Source organism: Caminibacter pacificus (assembly GCF_003752135.1).
Taxonomy (GTDB): Bacteria; Campylobacterota; Campylobacteria; order Campylobacterales; family Nautiliaceae; genus Caminibacter; species Caminibacter pacificus.
Genome location: NZ_RJVK01000001.1, coordinates 131,144 through 146,058, shown reverse-complemented (window position 1 = coordinate 146,058; position 14,915 = coordinate 131,144). Strand labels below are relative to the sequence as shown.

Annotated in this window: 15 protein-coding genes; 5 read left to right on the top strand and 10 right to left on the bottom strand. The window is 35.0% G+C overall.

Annotated elements, in window-relative coordinates:
• The 10 genes from EDC58_RS00820 to EDC58_RS00775 form a co-directional block, all read right to left on the bottom strand.
• Positions 1-2,391 carry a hybrid sensor histidine kinase/response regulator gene (locus tag EDC58_RS00820; protein ID WP_123351601.1) on the bottom strand — a complete coding sequence of 797 codons (2,391 nt, stop codon included), beginning with the start codon at positions 2,389-2,391 and terminating at the stop codon, positions 1-3.
• 3 nt (positions 2,392-2,394) lie between these two features.
• Positions 2,395-3,342, bottom strand: coding sequence for a chemotaxis protein (locus EDC58_RS00815; RefSeq protein ID WP_123351600.1), 948 nt, complete (start codon positions 3,340-3,342; stop codon positions 2,395-2,397).
• Positions 3,294-4,016 carry a UDP-2,3-diacylglucosamine diphosphatase gene (locus EDC58_RS00810; protein ID WP_123351599.1) on the bottom strand — a complete coding sequence of 241 codons (723 nt, stop codon included), beginning with the start codon at positions 4,014-4,016 and terminating at the stop codon, positions 3,294-3,296. The genes EDC58_RS00815 and EDC58_RS00810 overlap by 49 nt, the downstream gene beginning before the upstream one ends.
• Before the next feature lie 8 nt (positions 4,017-4,024).
• Entirely contained in the window at positions 4,025-5,002 is a 978-nt protein-coding gene (argC, locus tag EDC58_RS00805) for an N-acetyl-gamma-glutamyl-phosphate reductase (RefSeq protein ID WP_123351598.1), read from the bottom strand.
• A 302-nt stretch (positions 5,003-5,304) separates the two neighbouring features.
• Positions 5,305-5,733 (bottom strand): dUTP diphosphatase, encoded by a 429-nt coding sequence (gene dut / locus EDC58_RS00800; RefSeq protein ID WP_123351597.1) that lies wholly within the window; start codon positions 5,731-5,733, stop codon positions 5,305-5,307.
• A gap of 69 nt (positions 5,734-5,802) precedes the next feature.
• Entirely contained in the window at positions 5,803-6,291 is a 489-nt protein-coding gene (gene greA / locus EDC58_RS00795) for a transcription elongation factor GreA (protein WP_123351596.1), read from the bottom strand.
• A 59-nt stretch (positions 6,292-6,350) separates the two neighbouring features.
• A complete protein-coding gene (gene lpxB, locus EDC58_RS00790; RefSeq protein ID WP_123351595.1) occupies positions 6,351-7,427 on the bottom strand; it encodes a lipid-A-disaccharide synthase in 1,077 nt (358 codons plus the stop codon).
• A complete protein-coding gene (locus tag EDC58_RS00785; protein WP_123351594.1) occupies positions 7,420-7,560 on the bottom strand; it encodes a lipid-A-disaccharide synthase in 141 nt (46 codons plus the stop codon). The genes lpxB and EDC58_RS00785 overlap by 8 nt, the downstream gene beginning before the upstream one ends.
• 3 nt (positions 7,561-7,563) lie before the next feature.
• Positions 7,564-10,239: a RecB-like helicase gene (locus tag EDC58_RS00780; RefSeq protein WP_123351593.1), complete on the bottom strand. Its 2,676-nt coding sequence runs from the start codon at positions 10,237-10,239 to the stop codon at positions 7,564-7,566.
• Complete coding sequence (locus EDC58_RS00775; RefSeq protein ID WP_123351592.1) at positions 10,240-11,031, bottom strand: GTP cyclohydrolase I; 792 nt, start codon at positions 11,029-11,031, stop codon at positions 10,240-10,242.
• Between the two features lie 77 nt (positions 11,032-11,108).
• Here EDC58_RS00775 and EDC58_RS00770 point away from each other — a divergent pair, with 77 nt between their 5' ends.
• From EDC58_RS00770 to EDC58_RS00750, 5 genes are read left to right on the top strand one after another with little or no spacing between them, the layout of a single operon-like run.
• Positions 11,109-11,687, top strand: coding sequence for a LemA family protein (locus tag EDC58_RS00770; protein ID WP_123351591.1), 579 nt, complete (start codon positions 11,109-11,111; stop codon positions 11,685-11,687).
• A complete protein-coding gene (locus tag EDC58_RS00765) occupies positions 11,687-12,538 on the top strand; it encodes a TPM domain-containing protein (RefSeq protein ID WP_123351590.1) in 852 nt (283 codons plus the stop codon). The genes EDC58_RS00770 and EDC58_RS00765 overlap by 1 nt, the downstream gene beginning before the upstream one ends.
• A gap of 10 nt (positions 12,539-12,548) precedes the next feature.
• Positions 12,549-13,091, top strand: a complete 543-nt coding sequence (locus EDC58_RS00760) for a hypothetical protein (RefSeq protein ID WP_123351589.1) — start codon at positions 12,549-12,551, stop codon at positions 13,089-13,091.
• Positions 13,088-13,945, top strand: coding sequence for a class I SAM-dependent methyltransferase (locus EDC58_RS00755; protein WP_123351588.1), 858 nt, complete (start codon positions 13,088-13,090; stop codon positions 13,943-13,945). Before EDC58_RS00760 ends, EDC58_RS00755 begins: the two co-directional genes overlap by 4 nt.
• Positions 13,946-14,001: 56 nt before the next feature.
• Positions 14,002-14,853: a cation diffusion facilitator family transporter gene (locus EDC58_RS00750; protein WP_170151092.1), complete on the top strand. Its 852-nt coding sequence runs from the start codon at positions 14,002-14,004 to the stop codon at positions 14,851-14,853.
• The last annotated feature ends 62 nt before the right edge of the window (positions 14,854-14,915 follow it).

The window sequence follows — 14,915 nt, the reverse complement described above, 5'->3', positions numbered from 1 at the left end:
TTATCCTTCAAGCTTTAAATTTCTTTTTACAACGTTTTGTAAATATTCTTTAGTATAAGGTTTGGTGATATATTCGTTCATTCCGACTTCCACACCTCTTACTCTGTCGGCTTTAGTCGCCCTACTCGTTACGGCTATGAGAGGCAGTTTTCTATATTTATTATATTTTCTAATTTCTTGAGCCAAAGTATATCCGTCCATTCTCGGCATTTCGATATCGATAAGCATCGCATCGACATCGTTTTGTTTTAGCATATTAAGGGCTTCTATACCGTCTTTTGCTTCTTTAATCGTTACCCCTAATTCTTCTAATGCTTGTCTCATAATTTTTCTATCCATTGCACTATCATCAACTATCATTACCACATAATCGCTCGGTTTTTCTTTTTTCTTTTTAGCTTCTTTGAGAGATTCGGTTACGATTTTTTTGTTGTGAGTCTCTTTTGCAAGCTTCATAAGACTCGCAACATCCACAATCAACGTAACTCTACCGTCTCCCCTGATAGTAGCACCGGCAATTCCCGGAAGTCCTTTTAAAAATTCACCTAACGATTTAATAACAATCTCTTCTTGACCTATGAATCTATCTACTATAAGCCCTATTTTTGTCGCCCCAAGACCCAAAATTACGACATATAGGTATTTTTCGGGCTCAAGTATTTTTTCGATTTCAAAAATATCCGCCATATTCACAAGCGGCAGAACTTCATCTCTTAATTTAAGTACGCTTTTTCCTTCAATAGTATAAATATCCTCTTCTACGATTCTTACTGTTTCGATTACATTTGATAACGGAACCGCAAACAAATCTTCTTGGCTTGCGACAAGTAACGCTTGAATAATCGCAAGCGTTAGAGGGATTTTTAGTTTAATAGTCGTACCTTTACCCGGTACCGAATCGATTTCGATAATCCCGTTTAACTGTTCGATATTCGTCTTAACTACATCCATTCCAACACCGCGGCCGGAGACGTTCGTAACTTTTTCGGCAGTTGAAAATCCCGGCTTAAAGATAAGCATAAACGCCTCTTTATCACTCATATTTTCAGCTTCTTGAGGCGTAATAATTCCTTTTTCAATCGCTTTTTTCTTTAAGATTTCAGGGTCCATACCCTTTCCGTCGTCTTTAATTTCAATAACGATCATATTACCTTCATTGTAAGCTTTAAGCCAAATAGTCCCCTCTTCCGGTTTTCCTTTTTTTACTCTCTCTTCAGGCGGTTCGATTCCGTGGTCAACCGCGTTTCTAATCATATGAACGAGAGGGTCTCCAATCTCTTCGATAATGGATTTGTCAAGCTCGGTTTCTTCACCTTCAATAATCAATCTGACTTTTTTACCAAGTTCACGTGAAAGGTCGCGAACTAATCTCGGGAATTTGTTAAATACTTTGCCAATCGGCAACATTCTTGTTTTCATAACGGCAATTTGTAAATCCGTAGTAACAATCGAGATACTTGATACGACTTGATTCAATTCTTCCAAGAATTTCTCACCCTCATATCTTTCTTCTACGTCGTTATAGATTTTAATCAGTCTGTTTTTCGCAAGAACAAGCTCACCGATTAAGTTCATTAGTTGATCTAATCTTTTTACATCAACTCTAATAGTCTGTTCTTTTGTTGATACGAGTTGTTTTTTAATCTCTTTTTTCTGCTCTTCTTTCGTTAAGTTTTTATTTTCATTATTAACTGCAGGTTTTGATTCTTTCTTTTCTACTGGCGGTTTTTTCTCTTCTTCTTTATTCTCTTCTTTATTTTCCTGTTGATTTTTTTGCTCTTCTTGTGCTTTTTCCGCACTCTCTTCTTTTTCTTCATTTTCTTCAGGAGGCGTATTTATATCCTCTACCAATTTTTCAAGTACGGCATCAAGCTCTTCTGGTGATAATTCGCTAACATCAATATCATCTATATTTTCAATACTTATATTTTCAAGCTTAGAATCACCTTTTTCTTCATTTGTTTGGTTATTTTCATCGCTTTCATCATTAGAAATTGTTTCACCACTAACAATCGCATCCAGTTTTTTAACGATAGATTCGATTTCTACATCCGGCGAGCTGTCGTCTCCATGGTCTCTGATGTATTCCAAAATCGCTTTCATAGCATCTACTGATTCCAAAATCACGTCCATAATTTCAGGCGTAATTCTAAGCTCACCTTTTCTCGCTTTATCAAGCACCGCTTCCATATGATGCGTCAAGTGAGTCAGCTTGTCGAAATTCAAGAAACTACCGCTTCCTTTTATCGTATGGGCTACACGGAAAATCTTGTTTAACAAATCGAGATCGTCAGGATTGTTTTCCAGCTCAATCAAATCCTGGTCCATCTCTTCAATCATTTCAAAAGCTTCGACAAGGAAGTCTTCTAATAATTCCATCATATCATCCATGGCCTATCCTTTATAATCTTTTAAAACTTCAGCGATTTTCGCATAGAATTTAGAAGGGTCGAATTTCACAAGATACCCTTCCGCACCTACTTCTTTACCTCTTATATCACTAAACGCGTCGGAAATTGACGAGCTGAAAATAAGAGGAATTGAATTGAATCTGTTATCTTGGTGAATTCTTGCAGCCATATGGTATCCGTCCATTTTCGGCATTTCTATATCGCTTAAGATAAGTTTTAGTTTCTCTTTTAGATTTTCGCCGTATAATGCGTAGAGTTCTTCGAGTTTTTGTAGTCCCTCTTCTCCGTTTGTAGCTTCTATGACTTCAAAGCCCATTTTCTCAAGAGCTTCTTTTTCTATACGTCTGGCTGTAGGTGAATCATCCACAAGAAGTACGATACCTGAGAATTTTTCTAATTTATCTTCTTCGATATCAAGATTGCTTTCAAAAAAGCCCATCTCTTCAACAATGCTCTCAAGATCCAAAATAAGAAGTATTTCACCATCTTCAATTCTCGTAATTCCGGTAATCTTACTTCTGTCAAGCTTACCTTGAGCCGCACTAAACGACGCAGGTTCGATATCGCTCCAAGAAATTCTTCTGATTCTTTTTGCGTCGTGAACGATAAATCCTATGAGAATATTATTAAACTCAGTAATAATCACCCGCTTTTTTATAGGCGCTTCATCTTCGCTCGGGACGTTTATCCCCATCCATTTAGCCAAATCTACAACGGGAACGACAATTCCTCTTAAATCGAAAATTCCCTCAATATAATCTTCACTTCCGGGAAGTTCGGTGAGTTCGGGCATTTTTATAATTTCACGCACTTTTGCGACGTTAATGCCGTACACACCTTCATATATCGTTCCGTCCGGTTCTTTTTTAAAGAGTCTGAAATCTACGAGTTCGAGTTCGTTTGAGCCGACTTTGAGAGTTTTGTCATCCATTGGTATCCTTTAATTTCGTTTTCATATACAAAATAGCTTCCGTCACATACAAAGGCACCAAGATTTACATATCTTTTATCACCAAAATCAAAGCTTTCGTTTTGATGATAATGCCCTTCTACTATCATCTTATAATCTATATCGGCAATTTTTGATTTTATTTTCGCTTTAAAGTCAAAAATTTTCAAACATTTTACTTTTTTTTGCAAAATCGCTTTAAAAAGCCAATTATTTACGAAATTAAAGGACACCAGATTAAGAAGTTTGTTTCCGAGATAGTTTCTTATCAAAAAGACGTAAAATTTATAAAAAATATCCTTATCGGTTAAATCTCCGTGAGTTAAAAAAACACTTTTTTCTTCATCTACGAACGCATCGGCTATTTTTACATTTTTAAAAATAGTGTCGAGATTAAAATCGTGATTTCCGGGAGTATAATATACTTCGGTTTTTCGTGCGAGTCGGTTTATAAGCTCTATCGCATCTTTATTATATTCGATCAAATAATCAAACGGCAAAAGCAGATGAAAAATATCGCCTAAGAAAAAAATTTGAGGAGGGGGATTTTCTAACCAATATCTCAAAAGAGACAAAAATTTTTCATCCCCTTTTTTATAATGCACGTCGGCAATTAAACAAGCGCCTTTTTTTAAAGAAACGTTTTGAACTCTCAAAACTACCCTTACGGCACGTAAGCGATTTTCGGCAGTGCAAGACCTTCGTCAAGTCCGAAAATCAAGTTTGCGTTTGCAACAGCTTGAGAAGAAGCACCTCTTAAGAGATTGTCTATTACGCTGTTGATAAATAGCATATTTTCGTTTTTTGCCGCAAAAATATCACAATAATGAGTCCCCGCAACGTTTTTGATTTCCACAGGCTTATCGAAAATTCTTATAAATTCTTCGTTTTTATATTTTTCTTTTAATACTTCAAGAAGATCGATGTCTTTTTTGAGCTTTGCGTATATACTTATTTGCATACCTCTGGTAATAGGCAATAACTGCGGTACGAACGTTACGTTTAGACCCGTTTTTTCTTTAATCTCTACGCTATGGCGGTGTTTTATAGGATTGTATGCAAAAAAGTTTTCGTTATCTTTTACGAAATGAGTAGTAGCGCTAAGCTTCTTCCCGGCTCCGCTAACTCCGCTTTTCGCATCCACAAACACGCCGTCTTCTATGTATTCGATAAACGGATAAAGGGCCAAAATCGTAGCTGTAGGATAACATCCCGGATTTGCTATAAGAGTCGATTTTTTAATGTAATCTCTAAAAATTTCGGGAAGTCCGTATGCGCTGTTTTCAAGGTTAGCGGGGTCGATATGAGGACAATAATAATCTTCGTAGTTTTTTTGATTAAGTCTGTAATCAGCCGAAAAATCGACAATCTTAGTTTTGCCGTAAAGCTCTTTTACAAGCGCCATAGCGGTTTTATGAGGTACCGCTAAAAATACAAGGTCGTATTTCGCTATTTTTTCTACGTCGGCTTTTTGAATCTCAGCTTCGAAAACTCCCTTTAATGAAGGATAAATATCCTCTATTCTCTCCCCGCCTTCACTCCCGAAAAGCGCGCTTATTTCAAAATGGGGATGATTTAGCAAAATTTTTATAAGCTCAAGCCCCGTATATCCGCTCGCACCTACTATCGCCGTTTTTATCATACGATTCCTTTTTTTAGTTTTTTAATCTTCCACCTCGCACAACTTCATAAACTTACAATTTTACAATTTCACCATTCCACCATATTTATCCTAAAATTAATCACCCTCAACAAGAGAGCAAATTTCGACCACTACAAAAAAGCTAAAAAGCACAGACCGCTTCGCGCTTGTGTGCTTTTTTAACGCTTTTTTTCCATTAAAATTTGCAATTGTCTCGGGTTGCTTAATTTTATAAAAATCCAATTTCACAACTTCACAAACTCACAATTTCACTAATTCACTATTTCACTCTTTTTCACCATCTATTTCCCCGTACTACCAAATCCTCCCGCTCCTCTTTGAGTATCGCTAAGCTCATCCACTTCTTCGATTTTTGCTTGAATCACAGGAGCCACAACAGCTTGAGCAATTCTTTCACCCTCTTTTATCTCAAAAGGCTCATCGCCTAAATTAATCAAAAGTACCTTTATCTCTCCTCTATAATCGCTATCGATAGTACCGGGAGTATTTAAAACGGTTATTCCGTGTTTAAAAGCAAGACCGCTTCTTGGACGAATTTGCACTTCATACCCGAACTCAATCTCAAACGCAAGACCCGTACCTATGAGTTTTCTCTCTCCAGGCTTTATCACCACATCTTCAATCGAGTGCAAATCAAACCCGGCGGCTTCTTTTGTCTGATACGCCGGAATTTTAGCATTTTGAGTTAATTTTTTAATCTTTAAAACCATACCTTATCCTTATCACGATTTCACAAACTCACAATTTCACTATTTCACTACTTCACTATTCCCACACTCTTACGTAAAACAGATATCCTCAAAACAGATTTTATCTATTTCATAAACTTTCGTACCACCAGGCAGATTTACTTCCACCTCATCTCCGACTTCTTTTCCGATTAACGCTTTTGCAAGTGGAGAGTGATATGAAATAAGTCCTTTTTCAGGATTTGCTTCGGGTGCTCCTACGATAGTATATTTTACTTCCTCATCAGTATCCACATCGATTAAATATACGGTAGAGCCGAATGATACTCTATTATGAGCGTGTTCTTTCGGGTCAACAACAACTGCCCTACTTAAAATATCGCTAAGTTCCGCGATTCTTCTTTCGATATGAGCTTGTTTTTCTTTTGCCGCGTGATATTCGGCGTTTTCTTTTAAGTCTCCGAGTTCTCTTGCCGCATCGATCTCTTTTGCTACTTCCGGTCTTGCGACTGTTTTTAGATATTCAAGCTCTTTACTTAGCTTTTCATATCCGTATTTAGTCATTGGTTCTTTTTGCATTTTCACCCTTTTTTATAGATTATTTTTTTAGAAATTATACCGAAATTAACGTTTTATTTTTAGCCGATAAGAAGCTTCACTACGTTATCGGCGCTGCCGTATTTGAGTATCTCTCTTAGCGTTTTTGATTTTTCTCTAAAATCTTTCAAATCGCTGTTTTTCATATCTTTAATCAGCCTCTCAATATCGAATGTCTGCAAATACTCCTTATGAAATTCTCCAAGCCCTTCATGCTCGAAAATGATATTTGCAAGCCCGACATAATTAAGTTTTACAAAAGTTTTGGCTATTAAATATTCTATTTCTCTCGCTTTATACATCAAAACAAAAGGAGTACCTATAATCGCAGCTTCCAATGTGGCCGTACCGCTGCAAATATAAGCAAAGTCACTTTTTAAAAGCGCCTCTTTCGCATTAAAAACAATCTCAAAACCTTTTACATCTCCGTATATTTCATCAATTTTATCTTTATAAATTTCAGGTACCGCAAGCAAAGCTTTTTTATCGATTTTTTTTCTTAACTCTCTAAAAACGGGCATTAAAGCTTTTATTTCGCTTTTTCTACTTCCCGGCAAAAAGGCGATATTTCCGTATGTTTTTTCGTCTCTATATGTTTTTATTTCATCCAAAAGAGGATTTCCGACATATATTCCGTCTCTCCAAATCTCTTTTTCAAACGGAAAAATATACGCTTTTTTGTCGATATAAGCATTTACCTCTTTTATTCTTCCTTTTTTCCAAGCCCAAACTTTTGGCAAAATATAATAAATTATCTCTTTTTGCGGATGTTTTTGTTTGATTTTTTTTGCAAGTCTCAAATTAAAAGAAGGAGCGTCGATTAAGAGTACTTTATCGACTTCGCCCGCCATATCGCTTAGTGTTTCAATCGCTTTTTTTGCAAGATTGATTTTCGGCAAAACGTCAAAAAAACCCATAACGTTAAATTCGTTGCTATCAAGTATCGGATTTCCCAAACTTTTATCAAAAATCCCGGTAATTTCATAATCTTTTGAAGAACTTATCCCTATATCAAGTCCTTCTTTTAGCCCCAGCCCTTTAGGATTCAGTCTTTTTAAGATTTCTTTTAAATGCAAATTGGCACTCGGCTCAAGAGCGCTCACAAGTATCCTATTCAAAATCTACCTTTTGCTGATAAATTACCTTTTTATTACTCTTTTTTTGGGCTTTTGCTCTTTTTTTGCGTTTTTTACCTTTTTCTACCATAACTCCATCAACCAAACAACACCCGAAATTCGTCTGCATACACATTTTTTACTCCTTAACTTCTCTAAACTTCTTCTCATCCGCATAAAAAAGATACCCTTTTACTTTTTTAGAAGTGATTTCTTTAACAGCTTTCATATAGCCTCTCACCTGATTGATATACGCGCTTTCATCATTAGGTCGTGCGGATTTATAATCCACTATTATCATCTCTTCTTCGTTTTCTATCAAAAGGTCGATTCTATACTCTTTTTTATTGAAAACCACCGGTACTTCTTTATAATATTTACCTCCAAAATTTATCTCGCCTTTTGAATTTTCATACACTTCATATACTTTTTCTACATCGGTATAAATTCCGTATCTGTTAAGTACTGCATCGAAATCCTCGACTTCAAAACTATAATGAAGTGCAAGCCCCTCGTATATCGCTTCGTAATCGTTAGGTTTATACTCATCGTCTTTTTCGTTATCTTGATAATCGTAAAATTTAAGAGGAAGTGAAAATTTGGAGGTATCTTTTTTAATCTCTTCTTTTTTTTGAGCTTCAAATTCTCCTCTTATAGTATCAAACAGCGGCGTTACAAAAGATGTTTTTTCCTTTTTTATGATAAAAAGCGCGTTTTTAGCACGCGTAAACGCTACGTATTCTACGTTTTTTTTATCTTGAATTTCTAAAAACTTATTTTTTTCAAGCACTCTTTTATAATCAAAATCTATTTTTTCTCTATTTGGAAAAGTATATTTGATATCTTTTAGCTCTATTCCCTCATAGTCATACAAAAAAGCACCCCCGCCGCCTCTTTCTCTTGAAAGCCTATCCAAAACTATTACGTTTTCGAATTCAAGCCCTTTACTTTTATGAATAGTCATAATAGCAACACCCTCAAACTCGCTCAAAGGCAGCTCTTCGCTCCATTCGTCTATTTTATAAACGAAATCTATAATATCTTCAAAATTCAAGGCATACTCCAAAAGTTTCAAAGAGGCTTCGTCGTATAAATTATATGTATCCATAATCGTTTTTATCATTTTTGCAGGTTTATCAAAAGGAATTTTTATCTCTTTTGTCGAGTATTTTTCGCCTATTACGCTTAAAAAGTTAAATTTAAAAAGCTCTGCTTTTTTACCTATCGAATTAAAATAGAGATATTTCATCAAATCTATAATCGCTCTTGCAAAAGGTTGATTGATAACCTGCGCTCTTGTGGATGTTACGCATTTGATTTTTTTCTCTTCCAAAAATTCGGCAACGTCAAGGATGTTTTGGTTGGTATATACCAAAACGGCGATATCGCTCTCTTTTGCGCCTTTGCTTTTCATAAATTCGATTTTTTTATACATCTCTTCTAAAATTTCCTCTTTTTCGTTTCCGCTTGTCACAACCTCGACATAACCGCCCTCTTTATTGGCACTTTGAGCTTCATCTCTTAAAGCGAAAACTTCATTAACAAACTCCACTATCTCTTTTTTGGAGCGGTAATTAATTTTTAAAATATCCTGTTCCATACCGAAAGGTTTTAGAGTTTCATAAACATAATCGAAAAGCTCGCTGCTACCGCCTCTGAATCTATAAATCGCCTGCTTTTTATCTCCTACATAAAAGAAACTCCTAAAACTCTTAACTCCCTCACCCGCTTTTATCTCATCCACCAAAGGTTCGAAAATTTTCCACTGAGTAACAGAAGTGTCTTGAAATTCATCTATTAATATATGTTCGATTCTGCTATCGAGCCTAAAATACAAAAAGTCTCTATTCAGCTCGTCTTCTACGAGCAGTTTATATACGAAATGCTCCACATCTTTAAAATCGAGGTACTTTTCGTCTCTTTTTATTTTCATTTTTATCTGTTTATATTTCCCGTATAGTTTAAAAAGCATATAAAGAGTATATTTTTCTTGAAGCAGGATTTTTTCTTTTAAAAGTCCCAATAAAACACTATATTTTTCATCCATCCACTCTTCGTAGCATTTTTTATAGCCTTTAAAACCTTTTAGAGTATTATTTTCAAGAAAATATTCGACCATTTTACTCTCAAGAAGCTTATAATCGCTTTTTTTGAAGTAATTGTTTATCTGTTTGCAATCTTGAGTAGCCAAAACAAATTCGTTTTTTATTTTCGATATTTCAGAATTTATTTCAGAAATAGTCTTTTTAGGAGGTGTAACTTTAAAAGCCGAAATTTCTTTGTCTTTTTCGTACAGATTCTCAAAAAGCGATAAAATCGAGCCCTCTTTGTATTCCATAATCTTTGAAAAATTTATAAATTCTTCCAACTCATTAGGAGATAAAGAGTTCAAAAAGTTTTCAAAAACGACATTCAAATCGTCACTTTTTTGCTCGAAATCCAAATCAATCCCGGCATAGTGCCAAAACTTTCTTAATATTTTTTGGATAAAACTATCAATCGTTTTGATATTGATATCGCTTTTCAAAAAGCTCTCAAGCGCCTTTTCTTTTAATTTTAAAATCTCCTCTTTTGACAAATTAAGCTCGTTTTGAAGCCAATTTAGCATACTTGTATATTTTTCTTCGTCTTTGTGGAGATTTTTTAGATAATCTACAATCCTCTCTCTCATTTCGTTTGCGGCTTTATTGGTGAAAGTTACGGCAAGAATGGTTGAGGGGTGTTTTCCTTTTAATAAAAGCGCTATGTATCTACCGGCAAGCGAAAAGGTTTTGCCGCTTCCCGCACTCGCTTTTAGAGATAAAAGTCTTTTCACTTAATACCCCCTTACAAATTCGAGCAAATCTCTGTTTTGTCTGAATTTTCCTCCGAAATATTCGGTAGTGAATCCTTCACTCTCACTCAAAGCTCCCCTTAAAAATTCGCATGAATGTTTGATGTTTTTGAGTTTTACGTAGACGTCTTTGGTTTGGGCTGTTTTGCTGATTTCGTTATAAATCGCTCTTGTCAAATCTTCTTGTAGCCAACCTCTTTGGGCGATATAACGAACCACTCTTTGAAGTTTGGATATTCCAAGTACGTATTTATCCGGAATATAAGCAATCACCACTTTGGCTTTATCGGAAAATTTAGTAGAAAAAGGAGCGAAATGATGAGAACACACCGCCGTTAAATCTATCTCTTTGATAATAGGATTATCGTAATCTTCACTTATTTCGTTCGGAAACTTCGCAAGTCTGACGGGCTTGTTGAATCTACCGCTCATAAGCTCTCTGTCATCCTTGGTATCCGCTCCGCTCCACATTTTAATTATTCTACCAGCCGTACCGATATTTCCATCTTCATGATTTTCGCAAACATTAGGGTCGTTGATATCTATTTTTAAAGCCTCGAAAACTTCTTTCATTTTTTCAGTGGCAATTAGCCTCATTAAGTAATGCACATCATCATTCCACTCTTCGTTTTTTTCATAAACGTTTTGGTTGATTTTGAAAGACGGAGTTTTTTCGTATATTTCAAGAGCTTTTTCAAAAGGTGTTTTTAGATTTTTGGATTCGTATAAGGATTTTATTTTTTCAAATTGAGATTTGCTAAGATAGATTTTCACCTCAAACCTTTTTATGAGAATATAACAAAATTTTGAAACTTTTTCAAAAATGTTATAATTTGAAAAAAAGGTTTGCTATGAAAAAAATTAACCTCGTTTTTTTAATGCTTATTGCATTTTTAATCAACGGATGTATGATAAACAACGTCCCTAAATACGACGAAGAAGTAAAAGCCAAGTGGGCGCAACTGATGAACGAATATAAAAGAAGAGCAGATTTGATACCAAATCTCGTAAAAACGGTAAAAGCTTACGCGAAACATGAAGATAAGGTCTTTACAGAGGTGACAAAACTAAGAACTCAAGTTGCTCATATGAAAGTAGATATCAATAATCCAAAAGAACTTCAAGAATATATCGCGGCTCAACAAAAACTAAGCTCCGCCCTTGCAAGACTTCTTGCGGTATCTGAGAGATATCCGGACCTAAAAGCCAGCAAAAACTTCCTTATGCTTCAATCACAACTCGAAGGTACGGAAAATAGAATTGCTGTTGCAAGAAGAGACTATATCGAAGCGGTAAAAAGATACAACCTTGAACTTAGAACCATTCCGAATAAATGGATAGCGCACCTACTCTACCCGGATGCTAAAATAAAACCTACTTTCACAATCGACCAAAAAGATATGAAAACACCTGAGGTAAACTTTAACTGATGAAAAAAGTCATTTTTTTAATACTTTTTTCTTTTCTTTTTGCAATCGAATTTCCAAAGCTCACCGGTAGAGTCGTAGATAACGCTCAAATTTTATCCCCTAAAACAAAACAAACCCTAAACGCTATGCTAAAAAGTTTCGAACAAAACACTTCAAATCAAATCGTAGTCGTAACACTCAAATCTCTCCAGGGTAATTCGATAGAAAATTACGGATATCAACTCGGAAGACATTGGGGTATCGGACAAAAAGAAAAAAATAACGGAGTGCTTTTAATCGTAGCACCGAAGGAAAGAAAAGTAAGAATCGAAGTCGGCTACGGGCTTGAGGGTACTTTGACGGACGCGAAATCTTTTCTTATTATAAACGACATAATTATTCCGTATTTCAAAAAAGGCGATTACGATACAGGCGTATTAAAAGGCGTACAAGCCATTATGGATACGATAAAAAACACTTTCAGACCTGAAAAAAAAGAAAAAGAAGAAATAGACGAAGCTATTCCTATCGGAGGTTTTGCACTGCTGTTTTTAAGCGTTCTTTTATCAAAATACCTAACATTTCTAAAAAGAATCCTTCCCGCTTTGTTTTTAGGAGTTATGGCATTTTTGGTAGTCTATTTCATAAGCCAAACACTCCTTTACGCACTGCTTGCAGGTGGTGGAATTTTCGCAATTATTGCACTTTTCAACCTTAAAAATCCGCCTCCTCCTTCAAACGGAGATATAGAAATGGGTGAGATAATCACTGATTACGGAGTATTTACGGGCGGAGGCGGCTCATCAAGCGGCGGCGGAAGCAGCGGCGGAGGAGGAGATTTCGGCGGCGGCGGAAGCAGCGGAAGTTGGTAAAGGAAAAAAAATGAAAAAATCGATTTTTTTAATTCCGGCCTTTTTATTTGCTAAAGATGATACTTTAACCATTCTTTACAAATTTTATTTACTAATGGAAAAATTCCTATTTTTAAAAACTTTTTGGATAGTTTACGGGATAGTTTTCGCTCTGCTTTTTTTATTCGGAAGATACAACAGGCTCTCAGCCGTATTTTTCCTAAAACTTCTTTTTTATACTCTTGTACTTTTATCGATATATCTCAGTATGCAGTTTTATCTTTTTATTTTCAATATAATCCCTGACATTCCGGGTTATATTTATATGCTGATAATCTTTTTGCCTCTTTTGATATCGGGAATAGTTTTATACTTCAAAAGAAACAACAAAACAATAATTGCTACGGCAATTTCTTTTTTCCTTTTTTTAGGAGGTTTTGTTCTTTATGGAGAAATTGAAAACGTAAAAATGCTTTTTCTTTATGTAATTATTTTGACCGCTCTTGGGTTAATGGTCGGGGCAAGTTTTTATTTTGTCTATTTATTGAAAGATTTAAGGTGGTTTAAAAAGTGAAAGAATTATTAAAAAAACTATCAACAATAAAAACAACCGAAGAATTCAAAAGACTCTACCACGGCAGAGGTGAAGAAGAGTTTAAATTTCTAACTATCGATTCGATCGGGGATATTCTTTTTATTCAGTTTTTCGAAGAAAACGAATACGAAAACGAAATTTTAACTCTTTCGAAAAATCTTTTTTCTCATAAAACGATAATCATAAAAAAAAGATATTCAAACGAAACGTTTGCAATAAAAGGAGAAATTCCAAAAACAGCCTATGCAATAGAAAACGGCTTTAAATTCAAACTCAACTTTTTAAACCAAAACATCGGATTTTTCGGAGATATGAAACACGGAAGAGAATTTATAAAATCAATTTCAAACGAAAAAAAAGTCCTTAATCTCTTCTCTTACACCTGCGGTTTTTCATTGTATGCAAAAAGCGGAGGTGCGAAATTTATCGCAAACGTAGATATGAGTAAATCCGCACTTGCAACGGGAATGGCAAATCACCAAATTAACGACTTAGAAGTCAAAAACATAGCGTTTTGGCCTTATAATATCTTAAAAGCATTTCCTAAATTAAAAAAACAAGCACCTTACGATATCATAATAATAGACCCTCCAAGCTATCAAAAAGGAAGCTTCATCGCAAGCAAAGATTATATAAAAATTATAAAAAAACTACCTCAACTCTCTCATAAAAACACCACACTTTTAGCTTGTATCAACTCACCGAAATTTACAAAAGAAGAACTAATCGAAATGATAGAACAAAATACCGACTTTAAATACGAAAAATCGATTCCTCCGGCAAAAGAGTATAAAAACTCGACATTAAAAAATCTTGTTTTTAATAACATTTGACATATGTCAAAAAAGTAGTTACAATTACGTTTCAAAATTATTTGAAGGAGATTTTTGTGACAAGAGAACAAATCTACAAAGAAAAGAAAAAAATCGCTATATTTTCAATCATAGTCAACCTTACTTTATCACTTATAAAAATAATCGGTGGAAAACTCTCGGGTAGTGCTGCATTGACTGCTGACGGTATTCATTCACTATCAGACCTTGCGGCATCATTTAGCGTATTAACAGGTATCGTAATCGCCAACAAAAAAGCCAAAGATTTTCCTATGGGACTTTATAAAGTCGAAAATTTGGTGGCTTTAATTTCGGCATTTGCAATATTTTTTGCGGGATACGAAATCGCAAAAGACGTATTTTTCGGTGAACCTATGAAAATTCACAACTTACCGATTGCATTAATCGCTATCGTTTTAACGGTAATAATTACCTATTTTTATTCAAGATGGGAAAAGAAAAAAGCGATAGAATTAAACTCGCCTTCACTACTTGCCGACGCAGAACACGTAAAAAGCGACTTTTTTACGGCTCTTGTAGTTTTGGTAGGTGTAATAGGCCAATATATGGGATATCCTATTATCGAAAAAATAGCCGTTGCAATCGTAGTATATTTCATTTTCCACAGCGGTTGGGAAATTTTAGTGGACGCTATCAAAGTTTTACTTGACGCTTCAGTTGATAAAGATACTTTAGAAGAAGTAAGACAAATTTTGGAAAAAGAAGATATGATTGAAAAAATCAACGACATCAAAGGTAGAAACGCCGGAAGTTATAAATTTATCTATCTTGATATCGACGTAAAAACCGACTCTATCAAAGAAGCACACGCATACGTACACAAACTCGAAGATAAAATCAAAGAAGCTATTCCTGAAGTCGAAAAAGTAATAACTCACTACGAATAAGAAAAAGTTATAACAAATTTGATTTTTCTCCCCTCTTTTCTTTATAATTCCTGATAAAAAAA

Coding starts and splice junctions, on each gene's coding strand:
- EDC58_RS00765 (WP_123351590.1), top strand. CDS start 11,687: ATGAAAAAAGTCATTTTTTTAATACTTTTTTCTTTTCTTTTTGCAATC.
- greA (WP_123351596.1), bottom strand. CDS start 6,291: ATGCAAAAAGAACCAATGACTAAATACGGATATGAAAAGCTAAGTAAA.
- EDC58_RS00785 (WP_123351594.1), bottom strand. CDS start 7,560: ATGTGTATGCAGACGAATTTCGGGTGTTGTTTGGTTGATGGAGTTATG.
- dut (WP_123351597.1), bottom strand. CDS start 5,733: ATGGTTTTAAAGATTAAAAAATTAACTCAAAATGCTAAAATTCCGGCG.
- EDC58_RS00760 (WP_123351589.1), top strand. CDS start 12,549: ATGAAAAAATCGATTTTTTTAATTCCGGCCTTTTTATTTGCTAAAGAT.
- argC (WP_123351598.1), bottom strand. CDS start 5,002: ATGATAAAAACGGCGATAGTAGGTGCGAGCGGATATACGGGGCTTGAG.
- EDC58_RS00815 (WP_123351600.1), bottom strand. CDS start 3,342: ATGGATGACAAAACTCTCAAAGTCGGCTCAAACGAACTCGAACTCGTA.
- EDC58_RS00770 (WP_123351591.1), top strand. CDS start 11,109: ATGAAAAAAATTAACCTCGTTTTTTTAATGCTTATTGCATTTTTAATC.
- EDC58_RS00820 (WP_123351601.1), bottom strand. CDS start 2,391: ATGGATGATATGATGGAATTATTAGAAGACTTCCTTGTCGAAGCTTTT.